We start from the raw sequence: 21,517 nt of genomic DNA on the forward strand, positions 1-21,517 counted from the left end.
GAGTTCAAAGAATGGATAAAAACAAAGTAATATCCCGTTACAATTTAACTCTTGAACTTATCTCGAAACTCGATTTGAAACACGAACCTGTGTCACTAAAAAAAGGAGATTGTTTTATCGATTACGGGGAGCAAACAAATAAAATAGGAATTTTAATAAGCGGACTGCTTTACGCTACTTATATTGCAGAAAGCGGTGCTGAATGGATTTCACGGTTTTTCTTTCCTCCAAACAATTTTATTGTAAGTAACCATCGTGGTTTTTATACCGGTAAAGACTCAACCGAGTCGATAAAAGCCTACGAAGACTCCGAACTTTTGTATTTTGATAAGGGTGAATTTAAAACGTTGCTCGATTCCGACAGAATGTTTGAAAGAACGGTCCGAATACTGGCAGAAGAAAGTTACATTCAGGCGATGGACAGAATTCATTCTTTTCAGTCATTAAATGCCGAAGAACGTATTCGTAAGTTTTTTAATGAAAACCCTGAACTTGGTGCAAAACTACAGCGGCAACATATAGCATCTTATCTCGGAATTCACCGCAACATTTTAACGCGTTTCCTTTATAAAATCTAAAATTCGCAACATTAGTTGCATTCTTTTTGCTTGAATAAAAATAGTTTTGTTTAGAAAAATCAAACTCGAATTATTTGTTGTGATATTTTAATAATCTGACAGGAAACTATTCATTTCTTTTAAAGATTTTCACCACACAAAAATATTTGGGTATAACCTGATTTTTATGGGTTTTTTTAAACAGAAAGCTTTTTAAATTTATCAGAAAAATCAACAAAATGGCAAAAGTTAAAGGAGCAGTTGTGGTTGACAAGGAGGGATGTAAAGGATGCGGTGTTTGTGTAAATGAATGTCCGCATGAGGTTTTGGCTTTACATAGAGAAGTAAACAGCCGTGGTTATCATTATTCGTATATGGAAAATCCTGAAAATTGTATTGGGTGTATTAACTGTGGCGTTGTTTGTCCTGATACATGTATCACTGTTTATCGGGTAAAAGTGTAAGTCCACTTTTCGAAACATCAATTTTATTTCAAAAGATAAATAAAATATATCAGTTTGACTTAAAAGATAATCAATAATAAAATTTAGAAAGTAATGGGAGAATTAAGATTAATGAAAGGAAATGAGGTGCTGGCCGAAGCCGCCATCCGCTGTGGATGCGACGGATATTTCGGTTATCCCATTACACCTCAGTCAGAAGTTATGGAGACACTTATGGCGCGTCAACCCTGGAATGAAACCGGAATGACGGTTTTACAGGCCGAAAGCGAAGTGGCTTCTATTAACATGGTTTACGGAGCTGCAGGTTCCGGGAAAAAAGTAATGACTTCTTCTTCCAGTCCGGGAATTAGTTTAATGGCTGAAGGAATCTCATATATTGCCGGAGCCGAGTTACCCTGTTTAATAATTAATGTACAGCGCGGAGGGCCGGGGCTGGGAACAATCCAACCTTCTCAGGCTGATTATTTTCAATCGGTAAAAGGAGGTGGCCATGGTGATTATAAGATGATTGTTTTGGCGCCTGCGTCGGTTCAGGAGATGAATGATTTTGTTGCTCTGGGGTTTGAACTGGCTTTTAAATACCGTAATCCGGCAATGATCTTAACCGACGGTGCTATCGGTCAAATGATGGAAAGAGTAGAACTGGCTGATTTTAAACCTCGCTGGACAGAAGAGGAAATCAAAGTTAAATCAGGTGCTTGGGCAACCATTGGAAAAGCAATAGACAGAGAACGAAATGTTGTGACTTCACTGGAAATGGATTCTGCAAAAATGGAAGCCAATAATCTGCGTTTCCAGCAGAAATACAAACAGATGGAAGAAGAGGATTGCCGGTATGAAGAAATTATGTGTGACGATGCAGAATATATTTTAGTTGCATTTGGAACTTCTTCACGGGTTTGCCAGAAATCAGTTGAAATTGCACGTGCAAAAGGATTAAAAGTAGGTTTGCTACGCCCTATAACACTTTTCCCCTTTCCTAAAAAAGCGATAAATAAACTGGCTGAAAAAGCAAAAGGATTTTTATCGGTTGAGATGAGTGCTGGGCAAATGATTGAAGACATCAAATTAGCAGTTTATGAAGCCGGGAAAAATACCCGGGTTGAACATTTTGGCCGGATGGGAGGAATTATTCCTACACCGGGTGAAGTGGTTGAAGCATTGGAAGAAAAATTTTCATGGGAGATTAGTTATGGAGTTAAAAGATATTATTAAACCGGAAAATCTGGTCTACGACAAATCAGAGGTTCAGACAGATACGATAATGCACTACTGTCCGGGGTGTTCACACGGAGTGGTTCATAAAGTAATTGCTGAATTAATAGGCGAACTGGGCATTCAGGAAAAAACTGTTGGAATTGCACCAGTTGGTTGTGCCGTATTTGCTTACAATTATATTGATGTGGACTGGCAGGAAGCAGCTCATGGAAGGGCGCCGGCAGTTGCAACAGGAGTGGCACGCTTAAATCCTGATAAATTTGTATTTACGTATCAGGGTGACGGGGATTTGGCTTCCATTGGTTCGGGTGAAATTATGCACGCCTGCAACCGTGGCGAAAATATACTTGTTGTCTTTATTAACAATGGAATTTACGGAATGACAGGAGGTCAGATGGCACCAACAACATTGGATGGAATGGTGACTTCAACAACGCCTTTTGGAAGAAATGCCGATTTGAACGGATACCCAATGAAAATTACAGAGTTGATTGCTCAACTTCCCGGAACTTCGTATGTTACACGTCAGGCAGTTCATAATGCAGCATCTGTTAGAAAATGTAAACGTGCCATAAAAAAAGGTATTCAAAATGTACTTGATAAAAAAGGTACGTCTTTTATTGAAGTAGTCTCTACTTGCAACTCTGGCTGGAAAATGACACCGGTTGCAGCAAACAAATGGATGGAAGACAATATGTTTCCATTTTATCCGCTTGGCGATTTAAAAGATGGTGTAAAAGGTGAACCTGTTTCAAAAAATTAAAACCAAAAATTATGACTGAGGAAATTATAATTGCCGGATTTGGTGGACAAGGTGTACTTTCTATGGGAAAAATTCTGGCGTATTCCGGAATTATGGAAGACAAGGAAGTTACATGGTTTCCTTCTTACGGGCCGGAAATGAGGGGCGGGACAGCCAATGTAACTGTAATTGTAAGTGACACAAGAATTAGTTCACCGATTTTGCAGGAATTCGACACTGCCATTATTTTGAACCAGCAGAGTATGGATAAATTTGAGAAAGCAGTAAAGCCCGGTGGTACATTGCTGTATGATCCAAACGGTGTAATTCATCCTCCAACCCGCACAAATATTAATATTTTCAGGGTGGAAGGAACAAAAACTGCTGTTGAAATGGGAAATCCAAAAGTTTTCAATATGATAGTGTTTGGAAGTTACCTGAAAGTGAAGCCTATTCTTAGTTTGGATAATGTTGAAAAAGGCCTTGAAAAATCTCTTCCTGAAAGGTATCATAAATTAATCCCTTTAAATTTAGAGGCTATAAAAAAAGGTCAGGAAATAGTTGAAACGATGCAAGCGGTTTAAAATATTACTTACTTAATGCAGAAGCTCTTTCAAAATTGGGAGGGCTTTTTTTATTTGTTTTTCATCTCAAAATCTAAAACATACAACAAAATATGATGGATAAAAGCGAAGTCGGCTCTTTTTAATACAGGAAATTTTCTTACTTTGCGCTAAAATTATTATAGTGACTTTGCCAAAACGATCTACCTTAAATTTTTATGCAAAATAAAGTTGTTGTTATAACCGGTGCGTCATCGGGAATCGGAAAAGCATTGGCTCAGAAGTATGCAGCCGAAGGATGGGATCTCGTGCTTGCTGCAAGAAGGATTGAAAGGTTACATGCACTGGAAAGGGAATTTAAAAATACGAATATACTTTCTGTAAAAACCGATGTTTCATTGGTTGAAGATTGCAGAGATTTGATTGATAAAGCAATAGGTAGATTTGGTAAAATTGATGTCCTGATAAATAATGCCGGGATTTCGATGCGTGCAATTTTCGAAAATGTGGAGCTTCCGGTATTACATAGAATGATGGATGTAAATTTCTGGGGTACAGTTTATTGTACAAAATTTGCTTTGCCTTATTTATTGGAAAGTAAAGGTTCCTTAGTCGGGGTCATTTCTGTGGGTGGTTATCTCGGATTACCAGGAAGAACAGGGTATTCTGCCTCAAAATTTGCTGTTCGAGGATTTTTGGACACAGTTCGGGTTGAAAACCGGCGTTCTGGATTACATGTACTTGTCGCCGCTCCGGGCTTTACTACTTCCGAAATTCGTAAATCGGCATTGGTGGCTGATGGCCGGCAGCAGGGTGAGACACCCCGGAACGAGAATAAAATGATGTCGGCAGAGGAATGTGCTGGTCACATATACAGGGCTGTAAAAAGAAGAAGACGGAAAATTATTCTGACAGTAGTAGAAGGGAAGCTTACCGTTTTTATGGCTAAGATGTGGGCCGATTTGGTTGACGGAGTGATGTACAGAATGTTTGCCAGCGAACCCGATTCACCACTCCGCTGATGCTCCTTTATTCAGATTCTAATATTCCGGATTAGTACAATTGTCAGAGAAACCAGAACAACAATGACAATTGAAGCTCCGGCTATTTTGTTAAACCAAGAATAGATCTTTGTGTCAATCCTGTTCTTTAACAAACTAATAAATCCAGTTAAAATAAACCACCAAAGAACTGCTCCTACAAAAAAGCCTGCGAGAATTAAAACGGCATGGTTGAGACGTGTAACATTCAAAACAACTCCGAAAGTGGTAAATATTCCAATGTGTAAAAAAACAACGAGCGGATTTGTAAAAGTAAGCAGGAATGTTGTAAAGAGATTTTTTGCTAAAGTATTTGGTTTACGATTCAATTTCTCAATTTTTTTTTCAGGATGGTTAAAGAAAATAACTATTCCCAAAAGAATCAAAACCATTGAACACCCAATTTTTAAATAGATTTCGTTTACACGGATAAAATCAATTATAATTGACAGGCTAAAACCAGCTACTGTGGCGTAAACAGTATCAGAAGTAGCAGCTCCAATTCCCGAATAAAAACCGGAGTATCTGCTGTTTCTGATTGTTCTTTGGATGATTAAAATGCTTATTGGACCCACAGGAAGAGACGCAAGAAATCCTATTATTATTCCTTTAACAATAAATTCAAAAATCATGTTATAAAAGTAAATTTTTTGTGAATGAATCAGATATTTGAGTAGTAATTTATCAGTTGAAATAAATATTTTTACATTTAAATTATCAAACAAAAACATTATGGAAGAATTAACAGTGGGAACCCGGGTTGATCATCCGCGTTACGGAGAGGGAATAGTAAGTAAAAATAACTTAACAGCATACGAAATTTTTTTTGAACGTGGTGGCAAAATTGAAATTACAAAGCGAAATACTGATTTAAAAGTTATTCAGAAAAATGAAGATGTTTCTGCTAAAACAGGGCTCACAATTGCTGAAGTTGAAAAGGTAATGAGTTATGTTTTAGATCAATATGGTGCGTTGAGCGAAGTGGTTCCATTGGGTGAAAAATGGAAAGGCGGAACCATGCTTTTGCAACCGGCAAATAAAGAATTAAAACCAAAAGAAATTCCGGTTGAAGCTTTTTTTCACAAAATTATTATGCTGCGTGATCGTTTGCGGGTTTTAGAACAAAACATAAACAGTCACAGTGTTTTAACCGATGAGGAAAAAGTTAATATTCAACAATATATTACCCGGATCTATGGCTCCTTAACCACTTTTAATATTTTATTTTCAGAAAAAGAACATTACTTTGTAGGAGCAAAATCGAAATAATTATGATAAAAAAAATAACACTTATTTTGTTGGTGATAATAAATGTAAACTCATTTGCACAGGATAAAATCCTTAAAGTATGGCCTAACGGTGCCCCAAATGATAATGGAATGAAAGAGCCGGAGGAAAAATATGATGGTGTTCGGGTGAGAAATGTTTCTGAAGCAGAAATGTATGTCTATCTCCCTGAAAAGGAAAATAACACAGGTGCTGCTGTAGTTATTTGTCCCGGCGGTGGTTATGTTATAGAGGCAATGGATCATGAGGGGTACGATATGGCAAAATGGCTGGCTTCAAAAGGTGTGGCAGGAATCGTTTTGAAATACCGATTGCCATATGGAAATCACGAAATTCCGTCGACTGATGCAAAACGCGCTGTGCGTATTGTTAGAAAAAATGCGGCAGAGTGGGGGATAAATTCCGAGAAGATTGGAATTGCAGGTTCTTCCGCCGGAGGTCATTTAGCTTCTACTGTAGGTACCCATTTTGATTATGGAAATAAAGAAAGCAATGATGTGATTGAACAAATAAGTTGCCGGCCTGATTTTATGTTGTTGTTGTACCCGGTGGTAACGCTAAGGGAAGCATTTGGACATATGGGCTCGAGGGTGAATCTTATTGGTGAAGGACACGATTGGAAAATGATTTCCGAATATTCAAACGAAATGAAGGTTACGCCGGAGACACCTCCTACATTTTTTATATTGGCTGACGACGATGGTGCTGTTCCTCCAAGAAATTCAATAGAGTTTTATTTGGCGATGAAAGAAAATGATGTTCCTGCGGAGTTGCATATTTTTAAAGATGGCGGGCACGGTTTTGGCATGAACAAAAAAGATTTACCCGTTGATCAGTGGCCGGAATTGTTTTATTCATGGTTAAAAGCTCAGAAAATAATCGATTGATGCGAGATACCCATCCTCTAAAGGTAATGCGTTTTTGTCCAAAGTGCGGTTCTTCCGATTTTAAAGTGGCCGGAGAAAGGTCGTTAAAATGTAAAAGTTGCGGTTTTCATTATTTTGCAAATTCTTCTGCGGCGGTTGCTGCGTTGGTTGTGAACGATGAAGGAAAGCTAATGTTAACCAAACGAGGCATTGACCCTGGTTATGGAAAGCTTGATTTGCCGGGAGGTTTTGTTGATCCGGGGGAAACTGTTGAAAATGCATTAAGGAGGGAGTTATTTGAAGAACTGGGACTAAAGATCCGGTCATTTCGCTATCTTGGTTCTGCACCCAACGAGTATATTTTTTCAGAGTTTAGTGTTTTTACCATCGATCTGGTATTCAAAGTTATTCCCGAAACAACCCAAGGTCTTCGTGCAATGGATGATATCCTTGATTATAAATTTTACAGTGAGCAGGAAATAGATTACAACGATATTCCCGCCCCTTCAATAAAACATTTTGTACAACAATATTTTCAAAATGAACGAAATTAGAATGAGAGTTAAGGCGCTGCGCCTGGAAATGTTAAAACAAAATCTGGATGCATATTATATTTCGGGAACCGACCCGCATTCCAGCGAGTATTTACCAAACAGGTGGAAAACCCGTGAGTTTATTACCGGGTTTACCGGTTCTTTCGGAGTGGTTGTAATTACGCAGGAAGAAGCAGGTTTGTGGACAGATACACGCTATTTTTTGCAGGCAGAAGAGCAATTAAAAGGCTCGGGAATAAAGATGTTTAAACTGCGGGTTCCGAACGCTGTTTCTCCTGAAAACTGGCTTGCTAAAAAATTACCAGAAGGAAGTAAAGTCGGGATTGATGCTCAGTCGGTTACCGTAAACGGTTTCCGCTCTTTTGAAAATGTATTAGATGAAAAAGGTATAAATCTGGTAAAAACAAACGACCTTTTGGATAAAATCTGGGAGGAAAGGCCTGAAATTCCGGATGATAGTATTTTTGAACTCGAAATTAAATACGCAGGTCTTTCGAGGAAAGAGAAAAAGGATACAATCGTTGCTGAGCTAAAAAAATACAATGCAGATTACCATATTGTGTCCATGCTTGATGAACTGGCGTGGTTGTTTAATCTGCGCGGCTCTGATGTAAATTATAATCCGGTATTTACGGGGTATGCAGCCGTGGGCAAAACTGATATGATTCTTTTTGCTGATAAAAATAAAATGTCTGTTGAGCTTCAGCAACAATTGGAAAGAGAAAGAATTACAGTAAATAGCTACGACGATTTTTTCCCCTGGCTTTCAGAACTTCGGAAAAAGAGTGTGTTTATCGATCCGTCAACCGCGAATTATTCTATTTGCGAAACACTGGAAAAAAGTGGAAATGTGTTAGCAGAGGGAACTTCAATTACTGCACTTTTAAAAGCCCGGAAAAATAAAGTTGAACTCAAAGGATTTCGCCAGGCAATGATAAAAGATGGTGTCGCATTGGTCGAATTTCTTTTTTGGTTAAAGCAGAATATAGGAAAAGAGAAGATTACAGAATATTCTGTTGGTAGAAAGTTAGCCGAGTTTAGGGCAAAACAGCAGGATTTTAAAGGAGAAAGTTTTCCTCCAATTGTTGGATATAAAAGTCATGGTGCAATTGTCCATTTAAACGTAGGTCCGGATGATGCACTGCCGCTTGAACAGGATGGGGTTTTGCTCTTCGATTCAGGAGGTCAGTATCTGCAGGGAACGACTGATATTACCAGAACTGTCGCACTGGGTGAAATAACAGAACGCCAAAAGAAGGATTTTACCTTGGTATTAAAGGGAATGATTGGCCTGACGCTGGCTGTTTTTCCTGTAGGAACAAAAGGATGTCATCTTGATATTCTGGCCCGAAAAGCACTTTGGGAAAGCGGTATTAATTACGGGCACGGTACAGGGCATGGAGTAGGGCATTTTTTAAATGTTCATGAAGGACCGATGGCAATCAGGCAAGAGTTTAATGTAAATACAATCGATGCCGGAATGGTGCTTTCGAACGAGCCGGCAATGTACCGGGAAGGACAATACGGTATACGAACCGAGAATATGATTGTTTGCATTGAAAAGGAAGAAACAGAATTTGGGAAATTTTTGGGATTCGACACACTTACGCTCTGCCCGATTGATACCGGTTTAGTCGATATCAGTTTACTAACGCCGGAAGAAATTGATTGGATAAACGAGTATCACCAGCGGGTAAGAAAAGAATTATTACCTTTTATGGATGAATTAATACAACCGTTTTTACTGGAAATTACCAAACCCGTTTAGTTTGTCTTAGGAAGAGTAATATAAAATTTACTCCCTGTTCCGGGACCACTTTCAACAAAAATATTACCCCTGTTTTTGATGATAAATTCTTTGCAAAGAATAAGGCCAAGTCCGGTCCCCTCTTCGTTAGCAGTACCAATGCGTTGGGTCTTTTCTGTAATGTCAAAAAGTTTTGAAAGAGTTTCTGCGTCTATTCCGATTCCGGAATCAGAGATACAGAATTGCCAGAATCTTCCGTTTTCAGAGGCGTTTATTTCAATTCTACCTTTTTGATTGGTAAATTTTATTGCATTGGATATCAGATTTCTAAAAACGGTAGAAATCATATTTCTATCTCCATGGCAAACGATTTCAACCGGAACATTATTGATCACTTCTATTTGTTTGCTGTCGGAATGTTTTGCGAGTACGCCAATATTTTCAAAGACTACCTCATGCGGAATAAATTCCGTTTGATTGACAACAATTCTCCCGGTTTGCGCACGTGACCATTCAAGAAGATTTTGAATCAGGTTATAGGTGTTTTTTGAACTTGCATTTAAATCCTTTATAAATTCGATTTTGTTTTTGTCGTCAAAAATTTCCCAGTTTTGAACCAGTGCATCAGTAAGTCCCAATAGAGCATTAAAAGGTGTTTTTAAATCGTGGGCAATAATTGAGAAAAATTTGTCCTTCGAAGCGTTGGCGATACTAAGCTCCTGTGTTCTTAATTTTACCTTTTCTTCTAATGAAGAATTTAGTTTTTTTAATTCCTCATTTTGTTTTCTGATTTGGAGCTCCTGAAAAAAGCTTTTAATGGCTTCTCTTACTGTTAATACCAGATCGTCTTTATCCCATGGTTTTGCTATAAAACGGTAAAGCTGGGCGTTGTTTATTGCGTTTCCAATCCCCTCAATACTGGCCTGGCCTGTCAGTAAAATTTTTAGTGAACCGGGAGAAAGTTTATGGATCTCCTTTAATAATTCGTCGCCTTTCATTCCTGGCATAATATAATCCGAAATTACTACCGGCACATGTATATTTTCTTCCTGAAGCTCCCTGAAAAATTCAAGCGCATCTTCACCACTGTCTGAGGTTTCTATATCGTATTCGGTACCAAAGAAGTTATTTAGTTGCTCTTCAAGTGCATCAAGAATAATTTCTTCATCATCAATACACAAAATAACTTGTTTACCCATATCTTTTATATTTCGTTATTTTCAGAAATTCCTTTTCGTATAATTTTTTCTAATTGTTCCTGCGTCCAGGGTTTACTTATATAGGCATATAACTCTGCATTTTGTTTTGCATTTTCTATTGCTTTGTTATCTGCTTGTCCGGTAAGCATTACTTTAATAATCGACGGGAATTTTTTATGCACCTCAATTAAAAATTCGTCTCCTTTTTTACCAGGCATCAACCAATCGGATACGATAACCATCACCTTAATTCCTTCTTCTGTAAGTTCTTCCAGTAAATCCATTCCGTCTTCTGCATTTTCGGCATATTCATAAATAAACTCGTTACCAAACATATTTTCTATCTGCTCGCCTAAACTGTCCAGAATAATATTCTCATCATCCACACAAACTATTGCTTTCTTCATTTTCTTTTTGATTTAATCAACCGGAAGAGTTACGATAAAAGCAGCACCTTTTCCAACCTCACTTTCCAAATTCAATTCAGCATTATGTTTTTCAACTATTCTTTGCACTATGTCAAGACCGATTCCTGTGCCTTCACCCGATTTTTTTGTGGTAAAAAACGGCTCAAATATTTTTTCTCTTATTTCTTCCGGAATACCTTTCCCGGTATCTTTGATACTAACTTGCACATGTGTTTTAAGGTTTTTCACGGAAATGGTTAAAGTTCCATGATTTTCCATCGCATGTATAGCATTGGAGATAAAATTAATCCAAACCTGCACGAGTTCATCAGGATAGCAGTTTACAAAAGGAATGTCGTCAAATTCCTTAACAACTTTAATTCCCTGCTTTAGTTGATTGTGCTGCAATGTAAGAACCGTTTCAATATTTTCAATTAAATCGGCCTTTTCCTTTTTGTCAGAATAATCTTTATGAACAAACCGTTTCAGTGCAAAAACTACTTTTGATGCTTTGTCAACAGCCAGTTTAATGTTTTCCGCGTTTTTCCGGACAGAATAAATATCTTTTATCGATTTCAGTATAAACTCCGGATCTTCAACATCGAGCAGCGGAATAATTTTATCAACCTCTTCATAGAGATTTAAATATATGAGTATATCGGTAACAGTGTGCGGGTTTTCAATATTTGCCTTATCCAGTTTATTCCGAATTTCTTTTTTGTATTGCCTTTTCTGTTTGGATGTGAGTGCAGGTTTACTTTTTTCCATCAATCCCATAATTCGCAGGAAAATAAGAAGTTCCTTTTTTGTGAGTTTTGTAAACAGTTTGTATAGGTTCTGCATCGAATTATCCAGCGAATTTGAAATGTTACTTACAGATGCGTTGATAGCACCAATTGGAGTATTTATTTCGTGTGCAATGCCTGCAATTAGGTTACCCAGCGCCCCCATTTTTTCAGACTGTACAAGTTGTGACTGGGTTTCCTTTAAATCTTCCAAAGTTCGCTCCAGCTCTTCTTTTGTTGCCGTTATTTCTTTTAGATTTTCTTTCAGTTCATCCTGGTGCGTTTTCAATTCCCTGTTTAGCTTTTTAAGCTCTGTTTCTTTTTTTCTGATCTGGGTTATGTCAACCTGCACACCAAGAACGCCTGTTATATTAAGATAATCTATTTTAAACGGCTTTATTCTTGTGTTTACGATAAGGCCATCCTCTTTATTAAAATCGCCTTCTTCGTACGAAACTCCTTTGCCGCTATTAATAATTTCCTTTTCTCTCTTATGTTTTTTTTCAGCTTCCTTTTGAGGATAAAAATCGAAATCTGTTTTTCCGATTAGTTCTGTTGGTGTTAGTCCATAATTTTTCGCGACAGGTGTATTTGCAATAATAAATCGTCCATTCTTGTCTTTTAAAAATATCTTTTCAGGAATTTCGTTGATAATATTTAACAATAATTGTTCTCTTTTCTCAATCTCTTTTTTTAAACTTTCATTGTATTCGTTTATCTTGGTTAGTTCGTTCAGGTTTTGTCTTAACTCTTCTTCCTGTTTTTGTAAATTAATATTTTGCTTTTTTATTATTTCTTCCTGATTTGAGCGCTCGGTAACGTCGTGGGCAACGCCTTCAATCGATTCAATTTCACCTTTATTATTACAAAGAGGAGATTCAGTTATTTCGATAATTTTAACTTGTTTGTTTTTGGTAAGTAACTCAAGTTCAAATGTTTTTTGTTTTTCCCCACCAGCACTTTTTTTTAGTGTTTCGATTGTTTTTTTATTACGTTCGCTGTTGGTCATGTGTTTAACAATTCCACCATACGCTTCTTCAACTGAATAACCGAGAACTTTTTCAACAGAAGGGCTTATATAAAGATATTTACCTTCTAAATTGTGGGAGTAGAAAAAGTATTCGTTTTCGAGGCTTTCTATCAGTCTTTTGTATTTTTCCGAATTTTCCATAAATCAAGTTTAATTCTAATTTATTACTTAGAATTTTTTATGGCAGCTAGTTCCTTTAAGTTTGTTAATATAGGTTGAATATATAAAAAAAAAGAAGATTCAACAGGTTCATTCCGATTTTGAAAAGGATTTACTTCCTCTGCTTTTTTATTGTCGTTGAAAACAAGATGATTGTACTTATCAGAAAGGAAAAAATAATTATTATGTTCCCTGTTAGATCATTAAAATAAGTATTGACTATTTTCCCGGTTAATGCGATTGTTCCGCCGGCAACAATTGCGGGAATTATTTGCTTGTTATCCACCTTAATTCTTAATAATCCGAATAAAGTTGGAACAGTAAAAGCCCCGGAAAACAATGTCAGGGCAAAAAGTAATGATTGTATAACTGAGTTTACAAACAAAGCAATAAAAATGCTTGTAACTCCCAGTATAATAACTAAAAGTCTCGTGAGTTTTATGGACGATTTCCCGCTTAGATCTCCGGTGGCAAGTTCTCCCAAAATAATCGAAGAGGTGAGCAAAGTAGTATCGGCTGATGACATGACAGCAGATAATAAAGCAGCAAGAAATAATCCATACATCCAACCGGGTAAAAGATGTTCTGCAAAATCAATAATACCGGCTGATTCAACTGTGTTGGAATAAATTCCCAGGTAAGTGAGTGCAAATGACAAAGGAATAAGAATAAGCGCTACTGTAAGCACACTTTTTGAAGCCGTTTTTTCATCTTTTGCACAAAATAACCTGGAATAAATATCGGGGCCAACAACAAATGTTACGGAGTAGGTAAGAAGAAGTATTAAAAGATCAAAAGGTTTAAAGTTATTGTTAAAAAGCAAAGCGGGGGAGAAATGCTCTACTTCACCGGAAGTCGGGTGTTTAACCGCATAGAAAGTAATAAAAATTATCCCGGCTATTATCAAAACCGATTGAATTGTATCAGTTTTAATGATGCTGTGCTGGCCACCAATTAAGGTATACACAATAAATACTACACCGGAAACGATGGCGGCCGGATAGTAGCTCACAATATGCAGTCCGTTTAAAATTTTTGCAGCAGCTATAATTTGTGCAGCCACTATTCCAAGCCATGCAACAGGAATAACAGCCGAAGCAATAATTTCGGCTCTTTTTCCATAAAATTTACCCAGAAGTTCGGGGAGCGTATAATTTCCAAATCGTTTTACATATTTTGAAAGTGGAACGAGAAACAGTAAGCCGGAAGCTGCTGAAAACAGCAACCAAAGTGCAGCCCATCCGATTTGCTGCCCAAGCTCAATGGTTCCTAAAATTGCTGACCCTCCGAGAAGAGTTGCAAGCAAACTTCCGCTAACCGGAATAAAACCGGCTTTTTTTCCTGCAACATAATAATCGCCAGGGGTTTTTATCTTAAAAAAAGAAAATACCCCGATAACAATTAAAGCAAGAAAGTAAACTGCTATAATAATTTGTATCTGCATAATTTCAGATGGACAAATATCGGAATTTATGTTCCAATATCGTATTTTAGCCCTTCAAATTAAAACAATGCGCTATGAAAACTTTAATTTTTCCACTTTCACTGGTATTCTTATTTTTGTGGGCTTGTAATACAAAAGAAAAGATAATGCCACCTGTTGCCGATAAAAACCCAACAGAGTTAACCAACCACGGAGAAAGCCGAACTGATAATTACTTTTGGATGAATGACCGGGAAGATCCAAAGGTGATTGAGTACCTGGAAGCTGAAAATGCTTATACTGATGCGGTAATGGAACACACCAAACCCTTGCAGGAAAAGCTGTATGAAGAGATCAAATCGAAAATAAAACAGGAGGACGAATCGGTGCCGTATAAAAAAAACGGTTATTATTATTATCAAAGAACGGTTCCTGAAAAAGAATACTATTTGTATTGCCGCAAAAAGGGCTCATTAGATACTGACGAGGAAGTGGTGTTGGACGTAAACAAAATGGCCGAAGGTTATGATTTTTACCAGTTGGGAGGAGCCTCGGTTAGTCCCGATAATAAAATTGTTGCTTTTGGTGTTGATACCGTGAGCCGAAGGAAATACACCATTCATTTTAAGAACCTGGAAACAGGCGAAATATTTGATGATGCTATCCCTTTAACAACCGGGAGTTCCGTATGGGCAAACGACAATAAAACAGTGTATTATGTTTTAAAAGATGATGTGACACTACGCTCCGAAAAAATAATGAAACATATTCTGGGAACACCGGTTGAAAATGATGTGGAAGTATTTTATGAAGAAGATGAAACATTTTCAACTTTTATTTATAAAACAAAATCGAATAAATATCTGATTATCGGGAGCGAGAGTACACTTACCTCGGAATATCGTTTTCTGGATGCAAACAATCCACGGGGAGAATTCAAAATCATCCAGCCACGAACAAGGGGATTGGAATACGCGGTCGATCATTTTGGCGACTATTTTTACATCCGTACAAATTTGAATGCTTTAAATTTTAAATTGGTAAGAACACCTGTAAGCGAAACAGAAAAGGAAAACTGGGAAGAAGTTATTCCGCATCGTAAAGATGTATATTTTTCCGATTTTGATATTTTTAAGGATGATCTTGTCGTTTCTGAACGAAAAGAAGGAATCACACAATTACGGGTCATGCCCTGGAATGGTGATGAGTATTATATCGATTTTGATGAAGAAGTTTACACTGTAGGTTCAGATATAAACTATGATTTTGATACCGATATTTTTAGGTTTAGCTATAGTTCTTTAACAACACCCCATTCGGTTTTCGATTTCAATATGAAAAACAAAGAACGGAAGCTGTTGAAACAAACCGAGGTTTTGGGGGGATTTGACAAAGATGATTATGAGACCCGGCGTATTTATGCGACGGCAATGGACGGAACAAAGATTCCGATATCGCTGGTGTATAAAAAAGGATTGGAAAAAGACGGAACGAATCCGGCATTGATTTATGGTTACGGTTCGTATGGATATACAATTGATCCAACTTTCCGGCTTTCTATTTTACCCTTGCTTGACCGGGGATTTGTGTACGCCATAGCTCATATTCGCGGCGGACAAATTAACGGGCGTGCATGGTACGAAGACGGGAAGCTTTTAAACAAAATGAATACATTCACCGATTTTAATGATTGTGCTCAATTTCTGATCGACGAAGGTTATACAAACTCCGATAAATTGTTTGCCAACGGCGGCAGTGCAGGAGGCCTTTTGATGGGAGCTGTTGTGAATCTTCGCCCTGATTTATACAAAGGTGTAATTGCCGATGTTCCTTTTGTTGACGTGGTAACAACCATGCTCGACGAAAGTATTCCACTTACTACCAGTGAGTTTGATGAATGGGGGAATCCCAAAATTGAAAAGTATTATTATTATATGATGTCGTACTCTCCATACGACAATGTGGCAGAAAAAGATTACCCGGCAATGATGGTAACCACCGGATTACACGATTCGCAGGTTCAATATTGGGAGCCGACAAAATGGGTGGCTAAATTACGCGATTTAAAAACCGACGATAATTTGTTAATTTTTCATGTGAACATGGATTATGGCCACGGAGGGGCGTCGGGGCGTTTTCAATGGATAGAAGATACCGCTTTGGAATACGCCTTTATTTTTGATCAGTTGGGGATGAACGAGTAAGAAAAGTTCCTCTTTGGCAGGGATTATTTATGGACGAAGACAGAGAAAAATATAATTTAAAAGAGAGTCAAAGTGTACTGTTGGAGCATATATTTCGGCAAATGTATGCTCCCCTTTTTTTTTATGCGCTCAAATTCGTGGAAAGTGAAGAGGTAGCTAAAGATCTGGTGCAAGATGCTTTCCTCAACATATTGAAACAAAAGGAAAAAAAAATAGACAATTTAAAAGCTTTTTTATATCGTTCTGTAAGAAATAACTGTTTAAACTATCTGGAACATTTACGTGTTGAACGTGAGTTTAAAGCTGCTGAAATTGAACGTTCTGCCCGTGAAATTCAGTTCTACGATACGCATCAGACATTGGTGGAGAAAGAGTGGCAGCAAGGCTTAAAGAAAGCGGTAGATGAACTTCCTGATAAATATCGTATTCCTTTTAAAATGAGTCGTTTTGAGGAGTTGAAGAATAAAGAAATAGCAGAGAAACTTCATCTGCCTGTTCGCACTGTTGAAACCCAAATCTACAGAGCGATGGTTATTCTTCGCGAAAAATTCAAAAACAAAGTTTTAACTCTTTTTCTGGGATTTTTTTCAAAAAAATAAAAAATCGCTTCGTTTTGACGTAGTTTTATGCAATCGATTGTCATAATATAAACAACTACCGGAATGAAAATAGATGATTTGTACATAAGTCTGATTGTCAGGAAATTAAAAAATGATATTTCGGAACATGAACAGGTAAAGCTTTTTAAGTGGGTTTATTCTGACCACGAAAATGAAAAGCTTTATTATCATTTAAAAGATATTTGGGAAACCGCGCAATACGACACCAAAATAAAGAATGCAAACATCGATTCGGAGTGGGAAAGATTTGCATTGCTCGCGATAGAAGAAGAATCAAAACATTTTAAAGAAAGGAAAATTCTAAATCAAAATCTGAAAACGGTATTGCAAATAGCAGCTCTTGTGATTATTACTTTTGGAGTTGGTTTTTTTGTCCGGAAAATTATTCCCGAAAAAGCATCATATTCAAGTGTTAAGGTTCCTTACGGAGCAAGATCTGAAGTATTGCTTCCCGATGGAAGCAAAGTTTGGGTGAATTCAGGATCTCACATAAAATATCCTGCGGACTTTAAAGGAAAAGAGGTAAATCTTTTTTTGGAAGGCGAAGCATATTTTGATATTAAGAAGAATCCGAAACGGAAACTGAATGTAAAAACTTCATCTATAAATATTCAGGTTTTGGGTACTAAATTCAATGTCAAATCATACAATGATGAAGATGTTGTTGAAACTACTTTGGTTAATGGTTCAATTTCTATCACCGGCAAAATAGGCGAAAAGTTAATAAAGGAGCCCATATATCTGAAGCCAAAAGAACAGGCTGTGTTAATTAAGAGTCAAAATGCGGTTGAGATCTTAGGCCCGGAAAAAAGATCGAATAACCAGACCGACTTGAGAGATGAGAAAGAATCAGAAGAGTTGGAAAAGGCCAAATTGCAGCCAATCATGAAAATTAACGGAGAGGTGGACGTAGAACCTTTTGTTTCCTGGAAGGATAATAAATTGGTTTTTAGAGGTGAAAGATTTGATGAGTTGGCAGTAAAAATGGAACGTTGGTATAACGTGCAGATAATTATCAAAGATGAGGAACTAAAAAGCGCAAGGTATACCGGAATATTTGAAAAAGAAACCATCGAACAGGCTATTGATGCTTTAAGTATTTCGTTGCCTTTTACTTATGAAATGGAGAAAAACCGAATTGAAATTGAAAAACTTAAAAACTAAGCAAACAGAATTTATAAACAGATAAAAAATAAAACTCATGAAAAATAAAACTTAGTTTCCCTACAAAAATCGGGAAATGCGTCAACATTCCCCGATTTGGAATTCATCCGTTTTTCAACGGAAAAAATTACATAATTATTTAATTAAAGGAAATCAAAACTATGAAAAAAAAGTTTGAAACTGATGGCTTTTGCCTAAAAAAGAGCCTATTGAAAATTTTATTAACTATGAAATTTACATTTCTTTTCTTGCTGCTTACAACAGTACAGGTTTTTGGAACTGCCTATTCGCAGGAGACAAAACTTTCTGTTAACTTGCATAATGTAACTTTGGTTGATGTTTTCGAGGAAATTGAAAATCAAAGTGAATTTAAATTTCTGTACAATAACGACTTATTAGAAAATAGAAAACATGAGACAGTAAATGTCAAGAATAAAACGGTGGAACAAATTCTGGATAATTTGTTGGAAGGAACCGGTAGCAAATATTCTATACTTGCAAATAATCTTATTGTAATTTCTCCAAATAAAACAGTTGTTCCACAAAATGCAATTAGAGGTAAAATAAACTCTGAAAGCGGAGAGCCTCTTGTCGGGGCAACAGTAGTTGTAAAAGGCACTACTATCGGGACAGTAACCGATTTGGATGGGAACTTTGTTATCCCCGATGTTCCTGAAGGAGATGTGGTACTTGTTGCTTCTTTCATCGGTTATATATCAAAAGAAGTAACTCCAGGCACTCAAACAATGGTTAACATTACTTTAAAAGAAGATGTAGTAGGCCTTGAAGAGGTTGTAGTAATCGGATATGGTGCGGTTAAGAAAAGTGATCTAACCGGCTCTATTTCAACAGTAGGAACAGAGGAGATTTCTGCTTTCCCATCTCTTAATGTAGCACAGGCGTTACAAGGTCGTGCTGCCGGTGTACAAATTACTGCAAACAACGGAGAGCCGGGTGCTTCTTACAAAATTCGTATTCGTGGAGGTACCTCTATTAACTCTTCGAGTGATCCATTATACGTAGTAGACGGTTTCCCTGGAGGAACACTGCCACCAGCAGAGGATATTGAATCAATCGAAATTTTGAAAGATGCGTCTGCTACAGCAATTTACGGGTCAAGAGGAGCCAATGGTGTTATTATGGTTACAACAAAAAAAGGGAAAAGTGGTGAAACCAAAATTGAATTAAACACTTCATATTCACTACAAAAGGAAATCAACAGGCTTGACTTACTGGGTGCTCAGGACTTTGTAGATTATGTAAACGATGCAAATCCGGGAACCCTTCCGGCTACTCCCGAAGCTGATACAGATTGGCAGGATATGATTTTTCAAAACGGATCCGTTCAGAATTATCAATTATCATTTTCTGGTGGGAAGGAAGATGTAAGATACTATGTTTCAGGAATTGTATACGACCACAAAGGAATCATTATTGAGTCAAAGTATAAACGTTACTCAATTACCAGTAACGTCGATTTTAATTTGTCGGATAAAATAAAACTAGGAGCCAACTTATTTGCCCAACGTACCGATCGTGACGGCTCGCATACACAGGAAGGTAGTGGAGGTACAACAAACACCGGAATTATTGCATCTGCTTTTACCATGGCTCCCAGCATCCCGGTTACAGAAGAAGATGGTAATTATACTCTTTCTCCGGTTGGTGACCCGAGAGATAATCCCTATGCAATTGCCAAAGAGCGTAAAAACAATGTGGTGGCAGACTTGTTGCAGGCCAATGTATACGGCGAACTGGAGCTACTTCCTTCCCTTAAACTAAGGGCTACATTTGGTGCAAAAACATATAATGACCGGGATGGATTGTATATTTCAACAAAGTTGAATGCCGGAAGGAATGTTGGCGGATCAGCCAGGATTAATGCTCATAAAAATACAGATGTAATAAGTGAAAGTTATTTAACCTATTCAAAAGTATTTAACAATGTACATGATTTCTCGGCGATGGGAGGTATCTCGTACCAATCATATACCGGGGAATATTGGAATGCCAACAGCACGGGTTTTGTAACTGATAATTTCAAATGGTGGAATATTGGAGGTGGTTCAATAAATAACAATGCATCAAGTTACAATGAGTTGGAGCTAATGTCTTATTATGGAAGGATCAATTATAAATTTAACAATAAGTATTTGATTACCCTGAATGGACGTTATGATGGTTCTTCAGGCTTTGCCAAAAACAATAAATGGGCGTTTTTCCCCTCGGGAGCATTGGCATGGAATGTTGCCGAAGAAAATTTTATGAAAGAACAGGAGAAAGTTAGTATGCTCAAACTTCGAGGAAGTTACGGTATTACAGGGAACCAGGCCATTGGTGCTTACCAGTCGCTGGCAAAGTTTGGTACAGTTTACACCATCATAAACGGAACTTCGGTAAATGCTGTTCGTCCCATTTCTGTTGCAAACGATAATCTTACATGGGAAAGCACCGGGCAACTTGATATTGGTTTGGATCTGGGGCTATTTGATCAACGGATTTATTTGGTTGCTGATTATTATCATCAGAAAACAACAGATCTGCTTTTTAGTGTACCTCTCCCCGAATACTCTGGGTTTTCAAGTATGATGGACAATATTGGAAGCGTAGAAAATAGAGGTTTTGAATTCTCTTTGTCAACTGTAAATATTCAGAAAACACTGACATGGAATACAAGCTTCAACATTTCGATCAATAAAAATAAGGTTCTCGAGTTACCCGAAGGAAATGATATCTTTTATTCTGCTAATCCCGGGCATATGGTTGGATTTGGAGACACTCATGTGTTGAGAGAAGGAGAGCCTGTAGGGGTATTTTATGGCTATATATATGATGGTGTATACCAGGAAGGCGACGATTTCCTTCCAGGCTCAGGATTTGAACAGGACGCAGGAGGTGAAAAATACAGAGACATTAGTGGAGACGGTTCTTTGGACAGTGAAGATCGTACAATTATTGGAAACCCGCATCCGGACTTTATTTGGGGAATGAACAATACTTTTTCGTACAAGAATTTTGATTTGGACTTTTTTATTCAGGGGTCGCAAGGGAATGATATTTATAGCTTTACTCTGATGGAACTCGAATTAATGGGTGGAGTTGCAAATTCAACTACAAAAGCACTCAACAGATGGACTCCAACAAATACCAATACCGATATTCCAATGGCTAATTCCGGGCGTTCAAGGATTTCTTCTACACGATGGATTATGGATGGAAGTTATGTCCGGATGAAGAATATATCATTGGGATATAATCTACCTAAAAATGTGGTACAAAGGATTGGTTTAAGTGATGTACGGCTATATGTTAGTGGACAAAATTTATTTACTATAACCGGATATAGGGGCTACGATCCTGAAGTAAATTATAATACTAGCGGAAATACAAACTCTAATCGTAACCTCGGTTTGGATTATGGAAGTTATCCGAATGCTAAATCATATACCGTTGGATTGAAGGTTATTTTTTAAAAAATTAAAATGAAA

At 37.3% G+C, this 21,517-nt stretch carries 19 protein-coding genes; 14 read left to right on the top strand and 5 right to left on the bottom strand.

Going from position 1 to position 21,517, the window contains the following annotated elements:
* The first annotated feature begins 11 nt into the window (after positions 1-11).
* From K5G00_RS24330 to K5G00_RS24355, 6 genes are all read left to right on the top strand, one after another.
* Positions 12-578 (top strand): Crp/Fnr family transcriptional regulator, encoded by a 567-nt coding sequence (locus tag K5G00_RS24330; RefSeq protein ID WP_238769114.1) that lies wholly within the window; start codon positions 12-14, stop codon positions 576-578.
* Between the two features lie 218 nt (positions 579-796).
* Entirely contained in the window at positions 797-1,021 is a 225-nt protein-coding gene (locus K5G00_RS24335) for a 4Fe-4S dicluster domain-containing protein (protein WP_238769115.1), read from the top strand.
* 93 nt (positions 1,022-1,114) lie between these two features.
* On the top strand, positions 1,115-2,236 hold the full coding sequence (locus K5G00_RS24340; protein WP_238769116.1) for a 3-methyl-2-oxobutanoate dehydrogenase subunit VorB: 1,122 nt from the start codon (positions 1,115-1,117) through the stop codon (positions 2,234-2,236).
* A complete protein-coding gene (locus K5G00_RS24345; protein ID WP_238769117.1) occupies positions 2,214-3,002 on the top strand; it encodes a thiamine pyrophosphate-dependent enzyme in 789 nt (262 codons plus the stop codon). Before K5G00_RS24340 ends, K5G00_RS24345 begins: the two co-directional genes overlap by 23 nt.
* A gap of 11 nt (positions 3,003-3,013) precedes the next feature.
* A complete protein-coding gene (locus K5G00_RS24350) occupies positions 3,014-3,565 on the top strand; it encodes a 2-oxoacid:acceptor oxidoreductase family protein (RefSeq protein ID WP_238769118.1) in 552 nt (183 codons plus the stop codon).
* A gap of 197 nt (positions 3,566-3,762) precedes the next feature.
* Positions 3,763-4,566 (top strand): SDR family oxidoreductase, encoded by an 804-nt coding sequence (locus K5G00_RS24355; protein ID WP_238769119.1) that lies wholly within the window; start codon positions 3,763-3,765, stop codon positions 4,564-4,566.
* 11 nt (positions 4,567-4,577) lie between these two features.
* Here K5G00_RS24355 and K5G00_RS24360 read toward each other — a convergent pair whose 3' ends face one another.
* Positions 4,578-5,216: a LysE family translocator gene (locus K5G00_RS24360; RefSeq protein WP_238769120.1), complete on the bottom strand. Its 639-nt coding sequence runs from the start codon at positions 5,214-5,216 to the stop codon at positions 4,578-4,580.
* 100 nt (positions 5,217-5,316) lie between these two features.
* On the opposite strand from K5G00_RS24360, the gene K5G00_RS24365 reads away from it, so the two are divergent.
* From K5G00_RS24365 to K5G00_RS24380, 4 genes are read left to right on the top strand one after another with little or no spacing between them, the layout of a single operon-like run.
* Positions 5,317-5,853 (top strand): hypothetical protein, encoded by a 537-nt coding sequence (locus tag K5G00_RS24365; protein WP_238769121.1) that lies wholly within the window; start codon positions 5,317-5,319, stop codon positions 5,851-5,853.
* A gap of 2 nt (positions 5,854-5,855) precedes the next feature.
* Positions 5,856-6,758, top strand: a complete 903-nt coding sequence (locus K5G00_RS24370) for an alpha/beta hydrolase (RefSeq protein ID WP_238769122.1) — start codon at positions 5,856-5,858, stop codon at positions 6,756-6,758.
* On the top strand, positions 6,758-7,291 hold the full coding sequence (locus tag K5G00_RS24375) for an NUDIX domain-containing protein (protein WP_238769123.1): 534 nt from the start codon (positions 6,758-6,760) through the stop codon (positions 7,289-7,291). The genes K5G00_RS24370 and K5G00_RS24375 overlap by 1 nt, the downstream gene beginning before the upstream one ends.
* Positions 7,278-9,059, top strand: coding sequence for an aminopeptidase P family protein (locus tag K5G00_RS24380; RefSeq protein WP_238769124.1), 1,782 nt, complete (start codon positions 7,278-7,280; stop codon positions 9,057-9,059). Before K5G00_RS24375 ends, K5G00_RS24380 begins: the two co-directional genes overlap by 14 nt.
* On the opposite strand, the gene K5G00_RS24385 is transcribed toward K5G00_RS24380, so the two are convergent.
* The 4 genes from K5G00_RS24385 to K5G00_RS24400 form a co-directional block, all read right to left on the bottom strand.
* A complete protein-coding gene (locus K5G00_RS24385; protein WP_238769125.1) occupies positions 9,056-10,237 on the bottom strand; it encodes a hybrid sensor histidine kinase/response regulator in 1,182 nt (393 codons plus the stop codon). The genes K5G00_RS24380 and K5G00_RS24385 overlap by 4 nt on opposite strands.
* A gap of 5 nt (positions 10,238-10,242) precedes the next feature.
* Complete coding sequence (locus K5G00_RS24390; RefSeq protein WP_238769126.1) at positions 10,243-10,644, bottom strand: response regulator; 402 nt, start codon at positions 10,642-10,644, stop codon at positions 10,243-10,245.
* A 12-nt stretch (positions 10,645-10,656) separates the two neighbouring features.
* Complete coding sequence (locus K5G00_RS24395; protein WP_238769127.1) at positions 10,657-12,600, bottom strand: PAS domain-containing sensor histidine kinase; 1,944 nt, start codon at positions 12,598-12,600, stop codon at positions 10,657-10,659.
* 130 nt (positions 12,601-12,730) lie between these two features.
* A complete protein-coding gene (locus K5G00_RS24400) occupies positions 12,731-14,062 on the bottom strand; it encodes a sodium:solute symporter family protein (protein WP_238769128.1) in 1,332 nt (443 codons plus the stop codon).
* A gap of 74 nt (positions 14,063-14,136) precedes the next feature.
* On the opposite strand from K5G00_RS24400, the gene K5G00_RS24405 reads away from it, so the two are divergent.
* The 4 genes from K5G00_RS24405 to K5G00_RS24420 all read left to right on the top strand — a co-directional run bounded on the left by K5G00_RS24405 (position 14,137) and on the right by K5G00_RS24420 (position 21,502).
* On the top strand, positions 14,137-16,245 hold the full coding sequence (locus tag K5G00_RS24405; protein ID WP_238769129.1) for a S9 family peptidase: 2,109 nt from the start codon (positions 14,137-14,139) through the stop codon (positions 16,243-16,245).
* Between the two features lie 29 nt (positions 16,246-16,274).
* On the top strand, positions 16,275-16,844 hold the full coding sequence (locus tag K5G00_RS24410) for an RNA polymerase sigma-70 factor (RefSeq protein WP_238769130.1): 570 nt from the start codon (positions 16,275-16,277) through the stop codon (positions 16,842-16,844).
* A gap of 63 nt (positions 16,845-16,907) precedes the next feature.
* Positions 16,908-18,029 (top strand): FecR family protein, encoded by a 1,122-nt coding sequence (locus K5G00_RS24415; protein ID WP_238769131.1) that lies wholly within the window; start codon positions 16,908-16,910, stop codon positions 18,027-18,029.
* A gap of 227 nt (positions 18,030-18,256) precedes the next feature.
* On the top strand, positions 18,257-21,502 hold the full coding sequence (locus K5G00_RS24420; RefSeq protein WP_238769132.1) for a TonB-dependent receptor: 3,246 nt from the start codon (positions 18,257-18,259) through the stop codon (positions 21,500-21,502).
* The last annotated feature ends 15 nt before the right edge of the window (positions 21,503-21,517 follow it).

This window comes from Maribellus maritimus, assembly GCF_022267315.1.
GTDB lineage: Bacteria > Bacteroidota > Bacteroidia > Bacteroidales > Prolixibacteraceae > Draconibacterium > Draconibacterium maritimum.